Consider the following 17,067-nt stretch of genomic DNA (forward strand, 5'->3'; position numbering starts at 1 on the left):
GCGTCACCAGCCGCGCGTGAACAACAGGGCCGCCGCCCGCATCCGGACCGTAATCCGGGTACGGGCGGCGGCCCTTTTTCGTTAGGGACCGCCGCTGGTGCCGGCAGCGTTAACCGGATCGAAAAGGTGGATTAAATGGGACTCCAATGTCAGTGGGCAACACTAGAGTTGAAACCATGCTCCTTACGCTCATACGGCGCTATTCCAAACCGTATTTTCCCTACATCGCCGCCGTCATCATCTTCCAGCTCGCATCCACCATTGCGGCCCTCTACCTGCCCAGCCTGAACGCCCGGATCATCGATGAAGGCGTCACCAGGGGAGACACCGACTTCATCTGGCGCACCGGTGCCGTGATGCTCCTGGTGGCCTTTGCCCAGGTGGCTGCCGCCATCGCCGGCGTCTACTTCGGTTCAAAGACGGCCATGGCCCTGGGCCGCGACCTGCGCCGGGCGGTGTTCCGGAAGGTCACCAGCTTCTCCGCCAAGGACGTCAACGCTTTCGGCGCCCCCACGCTGATCACGCGCGGCACCAATGATGTGCAGCAGGTGCAGATGCTGGTGCTGATGGGCCTGAACTTCATGGTGGCCACGCCCATCATGTGCATCGGCGGCATCATCATGGCGCTGCGTGAGGACATCAACCTGTCCTGGCTGGTCTGGGTTTCCGTGCCGCTGCTGACCGTAGTGGTGGGGTACCTGGTGGTCCGGCTCATGCCGCTGTTCAGGTCGATGCAGAAGAAGATCGACCGCATTAACGCGGTGCTCCGGGAACAGATCATCGGCATCAGGGTGGTCCGGGCTTTCGTCCGGGAACCGTACGAGACCGGCCGTTTCGGCGAAGCCAACAAGGAGCTCACCGATGTTTCGCTGAAGATCGGTGCCCTGTTCGTCCTCATGTTCCCCGCCATCAGCATGATCCTGCACCTGTCCACGGCTGCGGTGCTGTGGTTCGGCGGCCAGCGCGTCGACTCGGGCGACATGCAGGTGGGCGCCCTGACAGCGTTCCTCCAGTACCTGCTCCAGATCCTGGTGGCCGTCATGATGGGCACGTTCATGGCCATGATGATCCCGCGCGCCTCCGTCTGTGCGGACCGCATCGGCGAAGTACTCGACGTCGAACCCTCCATCCACGATCCCGAACGCCCGGTAGCCCCCTCGGAGCTCAGCGGCGTAGTGGAATACCGCAACGTCACCTTCGCCTACCCGGGCGCCGAGTCCCCGGTGTTGAGCAACATCAGCTTCACCGCCCGGCCTGGCCAGACCATCGCCATCATCGGTTCCACCGGTTCGGGCAAGACCAGCCTGCTCTCGCTGCTGCCACGGCTCTACGACGCCGCGGAAGGCGAAGTCCTCCTGGACGGCGTCCCCGTTACCAGCCTTGACCACGCCGAGATCACCAAGCGCGTGGCCCTGGTGCCCCAGCGGCCCTACCTCTTCTCCGGCACCATCGAGCACAACCTGCGCTTCGGGAAGACCGATGCCACGGACCAGGAACTGTGGGAAGCGCTGCGGGTGGCGCAGGGAGAATCGTTCGTCCGGGAAAAGTCCAAGGCGCTCGAATCCCGGATCTCCCAGGGCGGCACGAACGTTTCCGGCGGGCAGCGCCAGCGGCTCTGCATCGCCAGGGCCCTCGTGACTAAACCCCGGGTCTACCTGTTCGACGACTCGTTCTCGGCGCTGGACGTTGCCACCGATGCCCGCCTCCGTGCGGCGCTGAAGGACACAACTGCCGACGCGACGGTCATCATCGTTGCCCAGCGCGTTTCCACCATCACCGAGGCGGACCAGATCCTGGTGCTGGACAACGGCCGGATCGTGGACCGCGGAACGCACGAGGAACTCCTGGAAACCTCACCCACGTACCAGGAAATTGTTGAATCGCAGCTGAGCGTGGAGGAAATGGCATGAGCCCCCGCAAGAAAGACCCCGCGAAGACTGAGCAAGACGCCGTGGCAACAGTGCAGGGCACCGGCAGCTCCGCTGAAACCGCAGTGGTGGAGGACGACGACTTCTACGAGGAGGAGTTCACGCCCTCCGAAGCCGACGGCGACATGTTCGGCGGCATGCCCGCCAAGAAGGCCCAGCATTTCTGGCCGTCGGCCAAGCGGCTGATGGGCCTGCTGAAGCCCGAAACCCTGGGCATCTGCGTGGTGGTGGCCATGGTGGTGGTGGCCGTGGTGCTGAACGTTATTGCGCCGAAAATCCTCGGCCAGGCCATGGACGTTATTTTCGGTGGTGTCGTGGGCAAGCAACTGCCGGCCGGCGTGAGTAAGGACCAGTTCGTGGAGGGACTGCGCCAACAGGGCCAGGACAACTTCGCGGACATGGTCTCCCGGATGGAACTGGTGCCCGGCACCGGCATCGACTTCAACAAACTGACCATGCTCATCGCCATGGTCCTGCTGATGTACTTTGTGTCCAATATCTTCCTGTGGCTGCAGGGCTACGTCCTGAACCGCATCGTCATGAAGGTGATCCGCAAGCTCCGGGACGACACCGAAAAGAAGCTCAACCGCCTCCCGCTGAACTACTTCGACACCCGCCAGCGCGGCGACGTGCTGTCCAGGGTGACCAACGACGTCGACAACATCCAGCAGGCGCTCCAGCAGGCCTTCGCGCAGCTGATCAACTCGCTGCTGACAGTGGTGGGCATCGTGATCATGATGTTCATCGTCTCCTGGCAGCTGGCCCTGATCGCCCTGGTGGCCCTGCCGCTCTCGGGCGTCGCAGCGGGCCTCATCGGCGTGCGGAGCCAGAAGCTCTTCGCGGCGCAGTGGAAGAACACCGGCACGCTGAACGGGCAGATCGAGGAATCCTTCTCGGGCCACGACCTCGTCCGGGTCTTCGGCCGCGAAGCGGACATGCTCGAACGGTTCGACGAGCGCAACGAAGCCCTGTACAAGGCCAGCTTCGGCGCACAGTTCGTCTCCGGCATCATCTTCCCGGTGATGCAGTTCGTGTCCTACCTCAGCTACGTGGGCATCGCCGTGGTGGGCGGCCTGCGCGTCGCCTCCGGCTCCATGTCGCTCGGTGACGCCACGGCCTTCATCCAGTACTCCCGCGAATTCACCCAGCCGCTGGGCCAGATGGCGGGCATGGCCAACATGCTTCAGTCAGGTGTTGCCTCAGCAGAGCGGGTGTTCGAGTTCCTCGACGCCGACGAACAGGACCCTGAGACCGCTACGGAGCACCTGCCGGCCAGGACCGACGGCCACGTGGAATTCCGGGACGTCACCTTCAGCTACACCGAGGACCGGCAGCTCATCGAAAACCTGTCCTTCACCGCGGAGCCGGGGAACACCGTGGCCATCGTGGGGCCCACCGGCGCCGGAAAGACCACCCTGGTGAACCTGGTAATGCGTTTCTACGAGCTCAACTCCGGTTCCATCACCCTGGACGGCGTGGACGTGACGCACCTCAGCCGGTCCGAACTCCGCTCCAAGGTGGGCATGGTGCTGCAGGACGCGTGGCTGTTCGGCGGGTCCATTTACGACAACATCCGTTACGGCAACCTCGACGCCACCGAAGAGCAGGTCATGGCAGCCGCCAAGGCCACGTTCGTGGACCGCTTCGTCCGCGCCCTGCCCGAGGGCTACAGCACGGTGATCGACGAGGAAGGCAACAACGTCAGTGCCGGCGAGAAGCAGCTGATCACCATTGCCCGGGCATTCGTGGCCAACCCGTCGCTGCTGATCCTCGACGAAGCAACCAGTTCGGTGGATACCCGTACCGAGCTGCTGGTGCAGAAGGCCATGGCCGCACTGCGGTCGGACCGCACCAGCTTCGTGATTGCCCACCGGCTCTCCACCATCCGCGACGCCGACACCATCCTGGTCATGGAGAACGGCAGGATCGTGGAGCAGGGCAACCACAAGGTCCTGCTTGCGGCCGGAGGCGCCTACTACCGCCTGTACATGTCCCAGTTCGCTGGAGCCGACGCCGGTGACGTGCCGGTGGATGATTCGACGGCGGTGCACAGCTGAGCGGGCACGACGGGAACGGCGGCCAGCGGATCGAGGTCCCCGTTCCCATGCGCTGGGGCGACATGGACGCCTACGGACACATCAACAACGTGCAGATCGTCCGCATGCTTGAGGAAGCCAGGATCGGTGCCTTCGGACCGCCCCGGGGAGCGGGCCTGCCCGGCGTTGAGCCGCAGGTCTCGCTGTTCAACGATGTCCCGGACGGCATCATGGCGCTGGTGGTGGACCACAAGATCCGCTACGTCAGAACCCTGGAATACCGCAACGTCCCGGCCGTGGTGCAGGTGTGGATCGGTGCCGTGAAGGGCGCCAGCTTCGACATCCATTACCTGGTCCAGGATCCCGTCACAGGGGAGGATTGCGTCAGGGCGAGCAGCCACCTTGCTTTCGTGGACGAGGCCACCGGCCGGGTGCAGCGGCTCACGCCGGAACAGAAGGAACGCCTGGCGCCGTACAGGCACTAAGCCTCTGGACAGGACCCCACGGGGCACACTGGACTGGAACCACACCACACCGAAAGGAAGCCAGATGGGCAAGAACAAGACCCGAGTCGCCAGGAAGAAGAAGACCTGGAAGGAGATGTCGCCGTCCTCCAAGGCCGGCACCATCATCGTGGCCATCGTCCAGCTCTCGCTGCTGGTTGCGGCGCAGCGGGACATCTCGAAGCGGCCGGCGGCACTCATTAACGGGCCTAAGGGCGCCTGGCGTGCGGCATCCTTCATCAACTTCGTCGGACCCATGGGGTACTTCATCTTCGGGCGGAAGCGGTCCGCTCCGCGCACGTAAATTTCCGGGCTAACGGCCAGGAGCCGTCCGGCGGAAACCGGACGGCTCCCCACCGGGCGGCCAAGCGGCTTTGAGCAGGCGTCCAGTTAGACCCTGTAAATTTGAATCCATGACCCCCGCCACCATTGCTGCCATGACCCGCGCCCTCGGCATCTCCAAGGAGATCGAGGACGCGGCATGGTTTGTTTTGAGCCCGGGGCTGCAGGGCAAACCATCGGCCCTGGACGGGCGGACACTGACCTGGACCTCCGAGGCCGCCGCGGAACTGCTGGACCGCCTGGAACGGGGCACGCCGGATCCCAAAGCGCCCATGATGACCAACCTCCGGCAGAACCTCGACGGCGCCTCCCGCGAAGCCAAGCAGCTGGCCGCCGAGCTTTTGTTCCTGCAGTCCCTGCCGCTGGCGCATGAAGTGAAGTCGCTCAAGGTCAAGCGGGCCCGCGTGGCCGAGGCCGCCTCCTGGCTCGAACCGCCACTGGAACTGCCTGAAGAGCTCTACCAGGGCATGACGGACCACGGCGTGATCCGGGACCGAACGGCCGAGTTCAACTGGACCATCTGGGACCACCTCCGGTGGCTGTGCCGGTTCGTGCAGCATGTGGACCAGCAACCGCCCACCACCATCACCGCGGCACTGCTTGACCCGCTGAAGTTCCACGCCCTGGCAGCCGGCACCCCGGCGGACCAGCCTGCCATCCGCCGCAGCATCGAGTTCCTGGCGTGGCCCAGCTACTTTGAACCCGTGGTGGCGGACGTGGAGCGGCAGGAAATCCGGGACGCCTTCGCCTCGCTGGTGGGTGGCGCCAAGGGGGATTCCGAAGAAGACATCACCGCCGACATCCACCGGATCCGCCTGCACCTTGATGAGCAGGCCGGCCAGCGCATCGACTGGTACGCCCGCCAGCTGGTGAGCCAGTGGCGCAAGGTGGGCGACCCCGGCCGCCGCGCATGGCTGCTCCGGACCCACCACGACAACGCTGAGTTGCTCACCGCCTGGCAGGGCGAGGAAAAGGTGACGCTCGACGTCGAACACCTCCGCCTCCTGGAGCCCGGCGTCACCGCCGGGCTGGTCCAGCATGCCGTGGACGAGGACTACAAGCACCTTGGCTACGTGGAGCGCGAGGACACCAAGACCGCCGTCTTTGCCTTCCTCACCGTCATGAAACCCGGCGACCTGGTCCTGTACCAGCACGCCGGCACGGTCCGGCTGGGCGGCGTGCTGGGCGAACCCGAGTACAACGATGACAACCGCCGGCTGCGACGGAAGGTGCGCTGGTTCGACGAAGGCCACGCCACCGCCAGCCTGCCCCGGCACGTCCAGCGGCAGCTGGCCACCCCCGGCATCGTGGTGGACGCAACCCGCGTGGTGCAGGCGCTCCAGGCACTCCTGCCGGCCGAAGCCGAGACCGAGCCCGACGGCGAAACGGAAGCCGCCGCCGTCGTGGAACCTGTCCAGGAGGGCTTCCGGCCGCTGACGCCGGAGTTCGCGGAGTCCCTGCACATGGACCTCGAGCCCCTGCAGGAGATCGCGGACCTGCTGGAGGAGAACCGCCAGCTGGTCCTGTACGGCCCGCCTGGCACCGGCAAGACCTACCTGGCCAAGCACCTGGCAGCGGAGTTGGCGGACGACACCACTGACGAACGCGTCAAGCTGGTCCAGTTCCACCCCTCCTACGCCTACGAGGACTTCTTCGAGGGGTACCGGCCGGACAAGACGGACGAAGGCCAGGTCTCCTTCAAGCTTGTTGCCGGCCCGCTGCGCCGCCTCGCCGAGGAAGCCGCCAAGCCCGGCAACGAGAAGAAGCCGTACTTCCTGATCATCGACGAGATGAACCGCGCCAACCTGGCCAAGGTCTTCGGCGAGCTGTACTTCCTGCTCGAATACCGAGACGACCGGATCTACCTGCAGTACAGCCCCAACGAGCCGTTCACGCTGCCGGACAACCTGTACATCATCGGCACCATGAACACTGCGGACCGGTCCATCGCCATGATGGATGCCGCCATCCGCCGGCGCTTCTCGTTCATCGAGCTGCATCCGCAAACCGAACCGGTTAAGGGTTCGCTGCTCCGCTTCCTGGAGGCCCGCGGGCTGGACACCACGCCGGCGCTGCTGCTGGACGTTCTCAACGGCGCCATCGACGAATGGGACCGGGACCTGATGATCGGCCCGTCCTACTTCATGAAGCCCGCGGCGCAGACACCGGCCGGGCTGCGGCGGATCTGGAAGTACGAACTCATGCCGCTGCTGGAGGAGCATTATCACGGCCAGCTGACCCGCGCGCAGCTGGAGGAACGGTTCGGGCTGGAGCAACTGCTGGGACGCCTTGCGCTCCGCTGACCCCGCCAGGGCCTTCACTCCGGACGGCAACGCCGGCGCGCGCGGCCCGGGAGGCGCCGCGCGGCACCTGGTGCTGGACGAGCTGTCCCGCGGGATCGTGGAGCGGCTGGATCCTGCCAGTGCTTCGTTCCTGAATTCGAGCGGGTTGGCCAAGGCCTCGCCCATGGGGATGGGGCTGTACCGGATTGAGCCGGTGGGCAAAGTGGGATCGGTGCGCACTGCCTCGGTCCAGCTGGACGTCAGGCCCAAGGACCGGCTGGGCCTTGGCCGGCTGCTGTTCCTCCTGAGTTACGCGGGGGAGCAGGGCTTCCGGCCGGACTCGGTGGCTGCCTTCGAGGAGCGGGAGCTGTGGAGTGCGCTGGCCGAGTCCCTGGCGCAGCTGGCCGAACGGGCGCTGGGACGCGGCGTCCTGCAGGGCTACCTGGCCGTGGACGAATCCCTCCGCACGGTCAAGGGACGGATCCGCATCTCGGACCAGATTTCCCGCCGGCCGGGCATGCTGGTGCCGCTGGAAGTCTCCTACGACGAATTCACCGAGGACATTGCCGAGAACCGGATCCTACGGGCGGCCCTGGAACGCATGGGCCAGGTGCCGCGGGTCCGGCCCGAAGTACTGAGCCGGCTGCGGCTGCTCAAGGGAAAGCTCGACGGCGTCACCCGGCTCCCGTCCGGTGCGCCGCTGCCGTCGTGGAAGCCCAGCAGGATGAACCTCCGGTACCACGCGGTGCTGCGGCTGGCCGAGCTCATCCTCCGCAACGCCTCGGCTGAGGCAGGGCCGGGACGGCAGCAGACGGCCGCGTTCGTGGTGGACATGGCCCGGGTGTTCGTGGATTTCGTGGGCACCGCCCTGCGTGAAGCGATGGCCGCCTACCCGGGGGAGCTGCGGCTCCGGTACAACGCGCTCCTGAGCGAAGCCGTGCGGGACTCTGACCGCCTCACCGTGCAGCCGGACGCCGTGCACATGCTCGGTGGCCGTCCCGTGGTGGCCTTCAACGCCAAGTACAAGGCCGCCACAGACTCCGGTGCTTCCCTCACCGCGGACCACTTCCAGATGCTGGCCCACTGCACGGCGCTGGCCGTGCCAACAGCGTGGCTGGTATACGCCGGATCCGGTGACATCAAGCTCCGCCGGATCCTGAACACGGATATCGACATCGTGGAGTTTCCTCTGGATCTCTCTCTGCCGCCCGCGGAGGTCCTGGCCGCCGTGCAGGACTTGGCCCGGCAGTCGTGGGGCGAAGTGGTCCGGCAGGCGCGTGCCGGCGAACCTTAGACCGGCACCCGGAACATGAAGGTGGTGCCCTCGCCCAGGGTGCTGTCCACGCTGATGGTCCCGCCGTGGGCTTCGACGATCGCCTTGCTGATGGGCAGCCCCAGCCCCACACCCGGGATGGCCGTCCGGCGGACGTTGCTGGTGCGGAAGAACTTGGCGAATACCTCGGAGGCGTCCTCGGGGGTCATCCCCATGCCGGTGTCCGTAACGCGGCATTCGAGGTGGCCGTCTTCGCGGGCCAGGCTGACCAGGACGTTGCCGCCGTCGGGGGAGTACTTGATGGCGTTGGACACCAGGTTGTCCAGGACCTGGGAAATCCTGGCCCCGTCCACGTGGGCCTCAAGCTGATCCGGGGTCTCGGCCGCCAGCTCCACGCCAGATGCCGTGGCCCTCGGCATGGCGGAGGACACGCTGGTCCGCACCAGCTCTGCCACATCCACGGTGTGCGGGGTGACGATGAGCTGCCCGTTCCGGCTGGAGAGCAGGTCCGATACCAGGGTCAGCAGCCGCTCGGAGTTCCGGCGGATGATTTCGAGCATCTCCTGCTGTGATTCCTCCGGTTCGTCAGCCAGCAGGATTTCCACGTACCCGAGGATGGACGTCAGCGGCGTCCGGAACTCATGGGAGACGCTGGAGACGAAGTCGTCCTTCGCAGCCAGCGCGTTCACCAGGTCCGTGACGTCACTGAACGCAATGACCGAGCCGGTGAACTTCCCGTCGCTGTCCTTCATGGCCCGGGCGGTGGTGACGAACGCGCGCTGGTCCCTGCCGTCGCCCAGCCACACGAGGTAGTCAGTGAAGGTTTCGCCCAGCACGGCGCGGCGGACGGGGCGGTCCGGCACCGGGATGAGGGTTTTTCTGTCCGGACCGAATACCAGCAGCTGGGACTCGTTGGGGTCCGGGTTGTCCTTGGGGCTGGCCAGCAGGTGGTTGGCCCGCTGCTTCCTGTTCATCAGGACATCGTGACCGTCCGCGTCGACCGCCAGCACGCCCAAATGGACCGTATCCAGGACGGTGTTCAGCAGGGACTCCTGCCGCTGGCTGGTGCGGAGGTTGGCCTGGAGCTGGGCGTCCTTCTCCTCCAGCTCGCGTTGCTGGCGCATCATGCTGAGCGTGAGGACGCTGACCGAGATCCCGATGCCGAGCATCATGACCGGCAGCAGCAGGGACCGGGTGAGGTCCTGGGCCGTGACGTTCCCCTTCAGGAGCAGCGGAACCCAGATGATGGCCAGCGGTGCCAGGAAGGACAACCAAAGGGCGGCCTTGGGATAGTACCCGGAGGCGCACAGCCAGATGACCGGGAAGACAGCCAGCAGGCTGATGCCGGTGAGGCTGTCCTGCCCGCCCTCCCGGCCCACCGCGATGGAGATGAAGTCCAGCAGGGGGATGACCAGGAAGCTCGTGAAGGGCAGCCGCTCCCACGGGATGACGTAGCAGAGACCCATCAGCACGAGCTGCGAGACGACGAACGCAGCGAAGAGCGGATTGCCCATTGTTCCGGGGAAGAAGGCCCACACCAGGAACATCGTCAGCAGCGTGGTGATGAACAGCGGCATCTGGCTCATGGCCACGCGGTCCCGCAGGCTGTACTCGTGGAACTGGCGCCGGAAAAAGCGCAGCCCTCCCGACGACCATGCCACCGGGTTAGCCATTGACCTGGAACATTCGGGCGGGCGCGTGCGAGACCATACCAGCAGGATATCCGCAGCCAGCTATACTTCTGACGTTGGCTGCTGAGGGGGCGCTATGAGTGATGCACGTGTGGGACTTGTCATCGAGGATGACCACGACATCCGGGAATTGGTTCGCACGGTGCTGACCCAAGCCGGATTTGATGTAACAGTAGCCAGCAGTGGCGCAGAAGGTGTCCTGGTGGCCAAAACCATCAGCCCCGATGTCATCACCCTGGATTTGGGCTTGCCGGACATCGACGGATTCGAGGTTTCCCGGCAGATCCGCGAATTTTCCGATGCCTACATCGTGATGCTCACGGCCCGCACGGAAGAGCTGGACACCCTTATTGGGCTTGAGTCCGGCGCCGACGACTACCTCACCAAGCCTTTCCGGCCGCGCGAACTCCGTGCCCGGGTGGCGGCCATGATGCGGCGCCCGCGTTCCGCCTCCGAACCCGCAGACACCCCTGCCGAGATCCCGGCAGAGGCCGGCGGCCACCCGGAGCGGGGCAACTACAGCCACAACGGACTCGAGCTCAGCTACGCCTCCCGGACCGTGCTGGTGGACGGCACGGAAATGAACCTGACCCGCACGGAATTCGAACTCCTGCACGCGCTGCTGGAAGCCGGGCGGACTGTCCGGACCAAATCGGACCTGGTGCGCCGGCTGCGGGACGAAGACTACGACGTCGGGAGTTACATCAGCGAGGCGGACGAACGGTCCGTCGAGGTCCATATGGGCAACCTGCGCAAGAAGCTGGGCGACTCGCCGCAGCAGCCGCGCTGGCTGCAGACCGTCCGCGGCGTCGGTTACAGGCTGGCGCCCATCGCGCACTGAGCCTGCAGGCGGTGTGTGGTCTGGCGGCTGCATTGGGTGATGTTCCGCAGGAAAGCGGCGGCCAGGTGGGGAAGTACGACGGCGGCGTCTGCCGCGCGTGCCCCGCTGCGGATTTCGCTTTCCAGATTCGTTGCCAGTCCCGCCAGCCGTTCCGCGCCCACCATCTGGCTGGAGGTCTTCAGGCTCAGGACAGCGTCCACGGAGCCCTCCAAGTCTCCGGTGGTCAGGGCCAACCGGAGCTTGCTGAGCCGCTGGGGCAGGCACTCGATGAAGTTCCCCACGAACACCTTGCTGTAGCCCCCGTCTTCTCCGAGTTCGTCCCGGAGACGGTCCAGCACTGACTGGTCCACCAGCGGCAGGGGGGCGTCATCCGAGGGGCTCACGGGGTTCCTTTCAGCTGACGTTTTTCAGTCCGGCAGCGAATCATCGGAGTGGGGCGGGCGTGCAGTTTCAGGTTAGGACCGGCGCCCGGGGGCGGCACCGTTTCGGGGAAGAATTGTGGGTTTCTTGATGACACTGCGGCTTCCGCACCCAATACTTGAGCCAGTGCTTTCCGCACTGAAACCTTGCGGCCGTGGCCGCCCGTCAGCTGGGGATGGGTTGTGTTGGCAAAATCGTTAAAGAGGTTAGTCATTGCTGCGTTCGTGGGAGCCGGCCTGGTTCTTGCGGCTGTTCAACCGGCCGCGGCAGCCGCCGCTCCGGCAGCACAAATTGCGTTGAGTCCGGCGTCCGGGCCGGCGGGGTCCGCCGTGACTGTGGCCGGGACCGGGTTCAAAGCCGCCACCACCGGAACGGTGATCATCGGGTCGGCCACGTTCGCTTTCAAGACCAGTTCCACGGGTGCCTTCAGCGCGGGGGTGAGCATTCCGTCCGGGTCCACCGGCAACGTCACCGTGACTGCCAAAACCTCGTCCGTGAAGGCGTCCGCCCTCTTCGCCGTTCAGGCAGCCGCCACTCCGCCACCACCGGCCAGCAACGCACTCCTCCGGTTCGGCGCTGCGACAGCCGGGGGACCGCTCGCATCGGCGGAACTCGATGAAGTGGCAACCCTCGCGGGGGAGAACCCCACCATGGTGCTTTCCTACAAGGACTTCCTCCAGGCGCCGCCGCTGGCCGAGCTGGACGCCGTCCAGGCACGGGGTGCCACGCCATTGGTCACGTGGGAGCCGTGGGCTTGGGGCGGCGGAGTGGATCAGCCCGCCTATGCCCTGGACCGGATCGCTGCCGGCGACTTCGACGCCAGGATCCTCCAGTGGGGCCAGGCGCTCACGTCCTGGGGCAAACCCGTGATGCTGCGCTTCGCCCATGAAATGAACGGCAACTGGTACCCCTGGGCGGAGGGCGTGAACGGGAACCAGGCAGGCGACTATGTTGCGGCCTGGCGCCACGTCCACGACGTCATGGCGTCCACCGGTGCAGGCAACGTCCAGTGGGTGTGGTCCCCGAACGTTCCCTACTGGGGTTCCACTGACCTTGCCGGGCTCTATCCGGGTGCGGGCTACGTGGACATTGTTGCCCTGGACGGCTACAACTGGGGCACCTCCCAGTCGTGGAGCAGCTGGGTGGCGCCGCAGGACCTGTTTGGCCCCGGCATTTCCCAGTTGCGCGGACTCGCGGCGGGCAAACCCATCCTGATTGCCGAGGTGGCGTCCAGCGAGCTGGGCGGTTCCAAGGCTTCCTGGAATACTGCGCTGGTGTCCTACCTTTCCGCGCAGCCGGACGTGATGGGCTTCGTCTGGTTCCACCTCCAGAAGGAAACCGACTGGCGCATCAACAGCAGTGATGCCTCTGCAGCCGCTTTCAAATCCGCCTTGGCGGCCCGGAGGACTTAGCGGCAAAGAGGGGATGTGGCAGCTCCGGCATGTGGCGGGGATGTGCTCCCGGCCGGGGCACTTCCCCATCCTCCCGGGCAGGTCTCAAGAAGGCCGTGCCCAAAGCATTAAGATTCACTCAAGTCCGCTGCCGGGTTTCAAGGAACCGCACCAGCTGTGACTCGAGCGCGGCGCCGTCTTTGAGTTCGCACTCCCAGAGGGTGAGGACCTCCCAGCCGGCGTCCTCCAGCTTGCGGCGCTGCGTGGCGTCGCGTTCCCTGGTGCGGGTGCGCTTATCGGCCCAGAAGCCCGCATTGGCTTTGGGTGCGTGCTGGCCGACGCGGCAGTCGTGGAAGTGCCAGAAGCAGCCGTTGACGAAGATGACTTTGTGGCGGCCGGCGAACACGAGGTCCGGGTTGCCTGGCAGCTTTCCCCCGCCTGCGGCGCCATGGAGCCGGTAACGGTAGCCCTTGGCGTGCAGGAGCCGGCGCACCAAGAGCTCGGGCTTGGTGTTCTTGCCCCGGATGCGGGACATGTTCCAGCTGCGTTGCTCGGGAGTGAGCCTGTCCGCCATGCTTCCAGTCTAGGAGCGCCTAGATTTCCCGCTCCGGCTGCTCTCCGAAGTTGAAGTGCCGCCCGCTGACGGAGCTGGGCTCGATTTCCACGTAGAAGTCCTTGAGCGTGGGAACCCAGGTCTTCAGGCCCAGTGCCTCCACCGTTTCCAGCTCCGCCGAGTTGCTCAGCACGCGTGCACTGCCGCGGAGGACCACGGACCACGCCTGGTCCGAGAGGATGCCGTCCGTTTCGAAGAGCACCTTGGAGTTGATGGTCAGCTGTGCCAGCTTGTTGCCCGGGGCGGTCCTCAGGTAGACCTTCCGGTCCGCCGTGACGTAGTTGACCGGGAAAATGTCCGGTTCGCCCGCAACGGAAACCACCAGCCTCCCGTGCTTGGTTCCCTCCAGGAGTTCCCAGGACTGCTCGTCGGTGAGTTCGAGAATGGGTTGCCCATCTGCGTGTTCAAACATCATGCAGCCATTCTTCTACTGCTTGTAGAAAAGCGCTAGGGGGTGGTGGCCGTTTTTTCACGGTGTGGTGTCAGGACAGGTAATGACGCCATGCCGTGAGCAGGCAGCCCACCAGCCCAGCGGTGTGACCTGCACCTTCAGGCGGCGCGCACACTGGCCGCAGAACCGCGGCGGTTCCAGGTGCAGCCGTGACGCGCATCGCAGGTGGGCGGACGACGGCGGCGTGGTCCCGCCGTCGTCCGTGCCCTTTCTGCGGTGGTCATCGGCGCCGCGGCCACCCTCGCGAGCGTTCTCTTCGCGGGGCTCACCGCAGTGACCGCAGTACAGGGCCGCAGGATCCGGGGAGGCTCCGGCCGGGAGCGGGCTCACAGGGTCTTCTGCAGTTCCCTGATGGGCATGTTGAGGTCCACCAGGAGGTTGAGGTCGGCGGTGGCGGGGCGTCCCAGGGTGGTGAGGTAGTTGCCCACGATGACGGCGTTGATACCGCCCAGGAACCCTTCGCGGGTGCCCAGATCGCCAAGCGTAAGCTCGCGTCCGCCGGCGTAGCGCAGGACCGTTCGGGGCATGGCGAGGCGGAAGGCAGCGATGGCCCGGAGGGCGTCCTTGCCGTCCATGACGCCTTGGTTTTCCAGGGGAGTTCCCGGCCGGGGGTTGAGGAAGTTCAGCGGCACTTCGTGCGGGTCCAGTGCAGCAAGCTGGGCGGCGAGTTCTGCCCGCTGGTGGACTGACTCGCCCATTCCCAGGAGCGCGCCGCAGCACAGTTCCATGCCGGCAGCCTTCACCATGGCGCAGGTCTCGAGGCGTTCCTCATACGTGTGCGTGGTGACCACCTGCGGGAAGAAGCTGCGGGCGGTTTCGAGGTTGTGGTTGTAGCGGTGGACGCCCCAGCCGGCGAGCTGGTCCACCTGCCGTTGGGTGAGCATGCCCAGGGAACACGCGATGTTGATGTCCACTTCCTCGTTGATCCGGTCGATGGCGAACTTGACCTGGTTCATGAGTTTGATGTCCGGGCCGCGCACGGCGGCCACAATGCAAAACTCCGTGGCACCGGTGGCAGCAGTTTCCTTGGCGGCTTTGACCAGCTCCAGGATGTCCAGCCAGACGCCGCGGACGGGGCTGTCGAAGAGCCCGGATTGGCTGCAGAAGTGGCAGTCTTCCGGGCAGCCGCCGGTCTTGATGGAGACGATGCCTTCAACCTCCACGTCCTCGCCGCAATGCCGAAGCCGGACCTGGTGCGCCAGCTCCAAAGCCCGGGGGAGTGCTTCGTCCGGGAGGGTGAGGACCTCCACCAGCTGCTCTTCGGTGAGCCCGGTACCCCGCTCCAGGACCTGGGCGCGGGCTGTCTCGAGGATGGGCCAGTTGTGGACGGTGGCAGTCATGGGTGGTCCTTTATCTCGCGGAACGTACCGTTCCGACGCTAGTTCCAGGGGTGCCGGCCGTTTTTGTGGGGTGGCAACAAGTAGCCCGCCCATCAATTGTTGACTGGAGCAGTCAAGGCTTTACACCGCGGAAACAGGAACGTGATGGGACTGTCTTTTCGGCTGGATAGCGTCTCTCGCAGACCTCGAACCCCGAACGAAAGCGACGCACGCCCATGAGCCACGACTCAGAATCCACGCAACTGCTGGAGCCTGCTGCACCACCCGGCGCCGGCGTCGTCGGCGGATCCCCGGCGACTCCGGCCGCCGGAAACGCTGCAGCGCTGAACGCCACCAAGGAGAGCCTGGAGGACTATACGCTGCGGTTCGCCCCGCGCTCGTACCGCAAATGGAGCGCAGGCGTGGTGGCCACCAGCGCGTTGGGCGGCATCGCCTACCTGGCGGACTTCTCGATTGGCGCGAACATAGGGATTTCCTATGGCACGGTAAACGCGATCTTCGGCATCCTGGTGGCCGCGGTGATCATCTTCGCCACCGGCTTCCCGCTGGCCTACTACGCGGCACGCTACAACATCGACCTGGACCTGATCACCCGCGGCTCCGGCTTCGGCTACTACGGATCCGTGGTCACCAACGTCATCTTTGCCACGTTCACGTTCATCTTCTTCGCACTGGAGGGCTCCATCATGGCCCAGGGGCTGGAGCTGGGCCTGGGGATTCCGCAGTGGCTGGGGTACGCGGCGTCCACAGTCATCATCATCCCGCTGGTCATTTACGGGATGAACACCCTGGCCAAGCTACAGGTGTGGACCACTCCGCTGTGGCTGCTCCTGATGGTTGTTCCCGTGGGGTACCTGCTGGTTTCGCACCCGGAGAGCATCGACAGCTTCTTTGCGTACACCGGTGAGTCCGGCGACGGCGGCCCGAACCTGGCCTCCGTGATGCTGGCGGCCGGCGTATGCCTGTCCCTCATGGCGCAGATCGCCGAGCAGATCGACTACCTCCGGTTCATGCCGCCGCGTACCGACGCCAACCGCGCGGCCTGGTGGCGGGCCGTCATTCTGGCTGGGCCGGGCTGGGTGATCTTCGGTGCCATTAAGCAGATCGTGGGCCTCTTCATCGCCATCTACCTCATCGCCACCCTGGACCCCGCCGCCTCGGCCACCGCCAACGAGCCCGTGCACCAGTTCCTGGGCGTGTACCAGGAGATGATGCCGGCATGGCTGGCGATGACCCTGGCCGTGGTGCTGGTGGTCATTTCGCAGATCAAAATCAACGTCACCAACGCGTACTCCGGATCGCTGGCGTGGACCAACAGCTTTACCCGAATCACCAAGACCTACCCGGGCCGGATGGTGTTCGTGGTGGTCAACCTGCTGATCGCCCTGGTCCTGATGGAAGCCAACATGTTCGACTTCCTCAACACCATCCTCGGCTTCTACGCCAACTGCGCCATGGCCTGGGTGGTTACGGTTGCCTCCGATATCGCCATCAACAAGTACCTGCTCAAGATCTCCCCGAAAGTGCCAGAGTTCCGCCGTGGCATGCTCTACGCCGTGAACCCGGTGGGGTTCGTGGCGATGCTGGTGTCAGCGGGCGTCTCCATCGCTGTCTTCTTCGGTGCTTTTGGGTCCGGCATCCAGCCGTATTCGCCCATCTTCGCTGTTGGCCTGGCACTGGTGCTTCCGCCGGCGCTCGCGGTCCTGACCCGCGGCCGGTACTACCTCCGCCGGACCGACGACGGCATTGACCTGCCCATGTTCGACGCCGACGGCAACCCCAGCGACGCGAAACTCACCTGCCACGTGACGGGGCTGGAGTTCGAACGTCCGGACATGGTGCGCTCGGCACAGGACGCGCCCGACGGCGGCCCGCAGTATGTTTCCTCGCTCGCCTTGTCCACGGACAAGACAGGGGAGTTGGTGCTTCCGGCACAGAAGTAGCCGTCCCATAGCT

The 17,067-nt window shown here is 65.4% G+C and carries 16 protein-coding genes; 9 read left to right on the forward strand and 7 right to left on the reverse strand.

Features of this window, described 5'->3' with window-relative positions; all coding sequences use genetic code 11:
• The first annotated feature begins 176 nt into the window (after positions 1-176).
• The 6 genes from BLT71_RS06335 (at position 177) to BLT71_RS06360 (ending at position 8,385) form a co-directional block, all read left to right on the forward strand.
• Positions 177-1,910, forward strand: coding sequence for an ABC transporter ATP-binding protein (locus BLT71_RS06335; protein WP_091718550.1), 1,734 nt, complete (start codon positions 177-179; stop codon positions 1,908-1,910).
• On the forward strand, positions 1,907-3,985 hold the full coding sequence (locus BLT71_RS06340; RefSeq protein WP_091718552.1) for an ABC transporter ATP-binding protein: 2,079 nt from the start codon (positions 1,907-1,909) through the stop codon (positions 3,983-3,985). The genes BLT71_RS06335 and BLT71_RS06340 overlap by 4 nt, the downstream gene beginning before the upstream one ends.
• Positions 3,986-4,032: 47 nt before the next feature.
• Positions 4,033-4,449: an acyl-CoA thioesterase gene (locus tag BLT71_RS06345; RefSeq protein ID WP_091718554.1), complete on the forward strand. Its 417-nt coding sequence runs from the start codon at positions 4,033-4,035 to the stop codon at positions 4,447-4,449.
• Between the two features lie 64 nt (positions 4,450-4,513).
• Positions 4,514-4,771 carry a hypothetical protein gene (locus BLT71_RS06350; RefSeq protein WP_056084017.1) on the forward strand — a complete coding sequence of 86 codons (258 nt, stop codon included), beginning with the start codon at positions 4,514-4,516 and terminating at the stop codon, positions 4,769-4,771.
• Positions 4,772-4,880: 109 nt separating this feature from the next.
• Positions 4,881-7,112: an McrB family protein gene (locus BLT71_RS06355; RefSeq protein WP_091718555.1), complete on the forward strand. Its 2,232-nt coding sequence runs from the start codon at positions 4,881-4,883 to the stop codon at positions 7,110-7,112.
• Positions 7,113-7,185: 73 nt separating this feature from the next.
• Positions 7,186-8,385 (forward strand): 5-methylcytosine restriction system specificity protein McrC, encoded by a 1,200-nt coding sequence (locus BLT71_RS06360; protein WP_091723856.1) that lies wholly within the window; start codon positions 7,186-7,188, stop codon positions 8,383-8,385.
• Here BLT71_RS06360 and BLT71_RS06365 read toward each other — a convergent pair.
• Positions 8,382-10,037 (reverse strand): sensor histidine kinase, encoded by a 1,656-nt coding sequence (locus tag BLT71_RS06365; protein ID WP_091718557.1) that lies wholly within the window; start codon positions 10,035-10,037, stop codon positions 8,382-8,384. The two genes, BLT71_RS06360 and BLT71_RS06365, sit on opposite strands and share 4 nt — an antisense overlap.
• A 94-nt stretch (positions 10,038-10,131) precedes the next feature.
• On the opposite strand from BLT71_RS06365, the gene BLT71_RS06370 reads away from it, so the two are divergent.
• Complete coding sequence (locus BLT71_RS06370; protein WP_172829915.1) at positions 10,132-10,896, forward strand: response regulator transcription factor; 765 nt, start codon at positions 10,132-10,134, stop codon at positions 10,894-10,896.
• Here BLT71_RS06370 and BLT71_RS06375 read toward each other — a convergent pair.
• Together BLT71_RS06375 and BLT71_RS20545 are read right to left on the reverse strand one after the other, a co-directional pair.
• Positions 10,869-11,279, reverse strand: coding sequence for an Hpt domain-containing protein (locus BLT71_RS06375; RefSeq protein WP_091718561.1), 411 nt, complete (start codon positions 11,277-11,279; stop codon positions 10,869-10,871). The genes BLT71_RS06370 and BLT71_RS06375 overlap by 28 nt on opposite strands.
• A complete protein-coding gene (locus BLT71_RS20545; protein WP_172829873.1) occupies positions 11,276-11,530 on the reverse strand; it encodes a hypothetical protein in 255 nt (84 codons plus the stop codon). The genes BLT71_RS06375 and BLT71_RS20545 overlap by 4 nt, the downstream gene beginning before the upstream one ends.
• Here BLT71_RS20545 and BLT71_RS06380 point away from each other — a divergent pair.
• The gene (locus BLT71_RS06380; RefSeq protein WP_172829916.1) at positions 11,502-12,728 is read left to right on the forward strand and encodes a glycosyl hydrolase; all 1,227 of its coding nucleotides are present in this window, start codon (positions 11,502-11,504) and stop codon (positions 12,726-12,728) included. The two genes, BLT71_RS20545 and BLT71_RS06380, sit on opposite strands and share 29 nt — an antisense overlap.
• A 118-nt stretch (positions 12,729-12,846) precedes the next feature.
• Here the strand turns inward: BLT71_RS06380 and BLT71_RS06385 are convergent, their stop codons facing one another.
• Genes BLT71_RS06385 through bioB form a run of 4 tightly spaced genes read right to left on the reverse strand, consistent with a single transcriptional unit; the run spans position 12,847 to position 15,111 of the window.
• On the reverse strand, positions 12,847-13,281 hold the full coding sequence (locus tag BLT71_RS06385) for a very short patch repair endonuclease (RefSeq protein WP_091718565.1): 435 nt from the start codon (positions 13,279-13,281) through the stop codon (positions 12,847-12,849).
• Positions 13,282-13,300: 19 nt separating this feature from the next.
• Positions 13,301-13,735, reverse strand: a complete 435-nt coding sequence (locus BLT71_RS06390) for a pyridoxamine 5'-phosphate oxidase family protein (protein ID WP_091718567.1) — start codon at positions 13,733-13,735, stop codon at positions 13,301-13,303.
• Positions 13,736-13,789: 54 nt separating this feature from the next.
• Positions 13,790-14,101 carry a biotin synthase auxiliary protein BsaP gene (bsaP, locus tag BLT71_RS06395; protein WP_091718569.1) on the reverse strand — a complete coding sequence of 104 codons (312 nt, stop codon included), beginning with the start codon at positions 14,099-14,101 and terminating at the stop codon, positions 13,790-13,792.
• Complete coding sequence (gene bioB, locus BLT71_RS06400) at positions 14,098-15,111, reverse strand: biotin synthase BioB (RefSeq protein WP_091718570.1); 1,014 nt, start codon at positions 15,109-15,111, stop codon at positions 14,098-14,100. The genes bsaP and bioB overlap by 4 nt, the downstream gene beginning before the upstream one ends.
• A gap of 215 nt (positions 15,112-15,326) precedes the next feature.
• On the opposite strand from bioB, the gene BLT71_RS06405 reads away from it, so the two are divergent.
• A complete protein-coding gene (locus tag BLT71_RS06405) occupies positions 15,327-17,054 on the forward strand; it encodes a purine-cytosine permease family protein (RefSeq protein ID WP_091718572.1) in 1,728 nt (575 codons plus the stop codon).
• Positions 17,055-17,067 lie beyond the last annotated feature (13 nt).

The sequence above is a fragment of the Pseudarthrobacter equi genome (assembly GCF_900105535.1).
Classification (GTDB): Bacteria; Actinomycetota; Actinomycetes; order Actinomycetales; family Micrococcaceae; genus Arthrobacter; species Arthrobacter equi.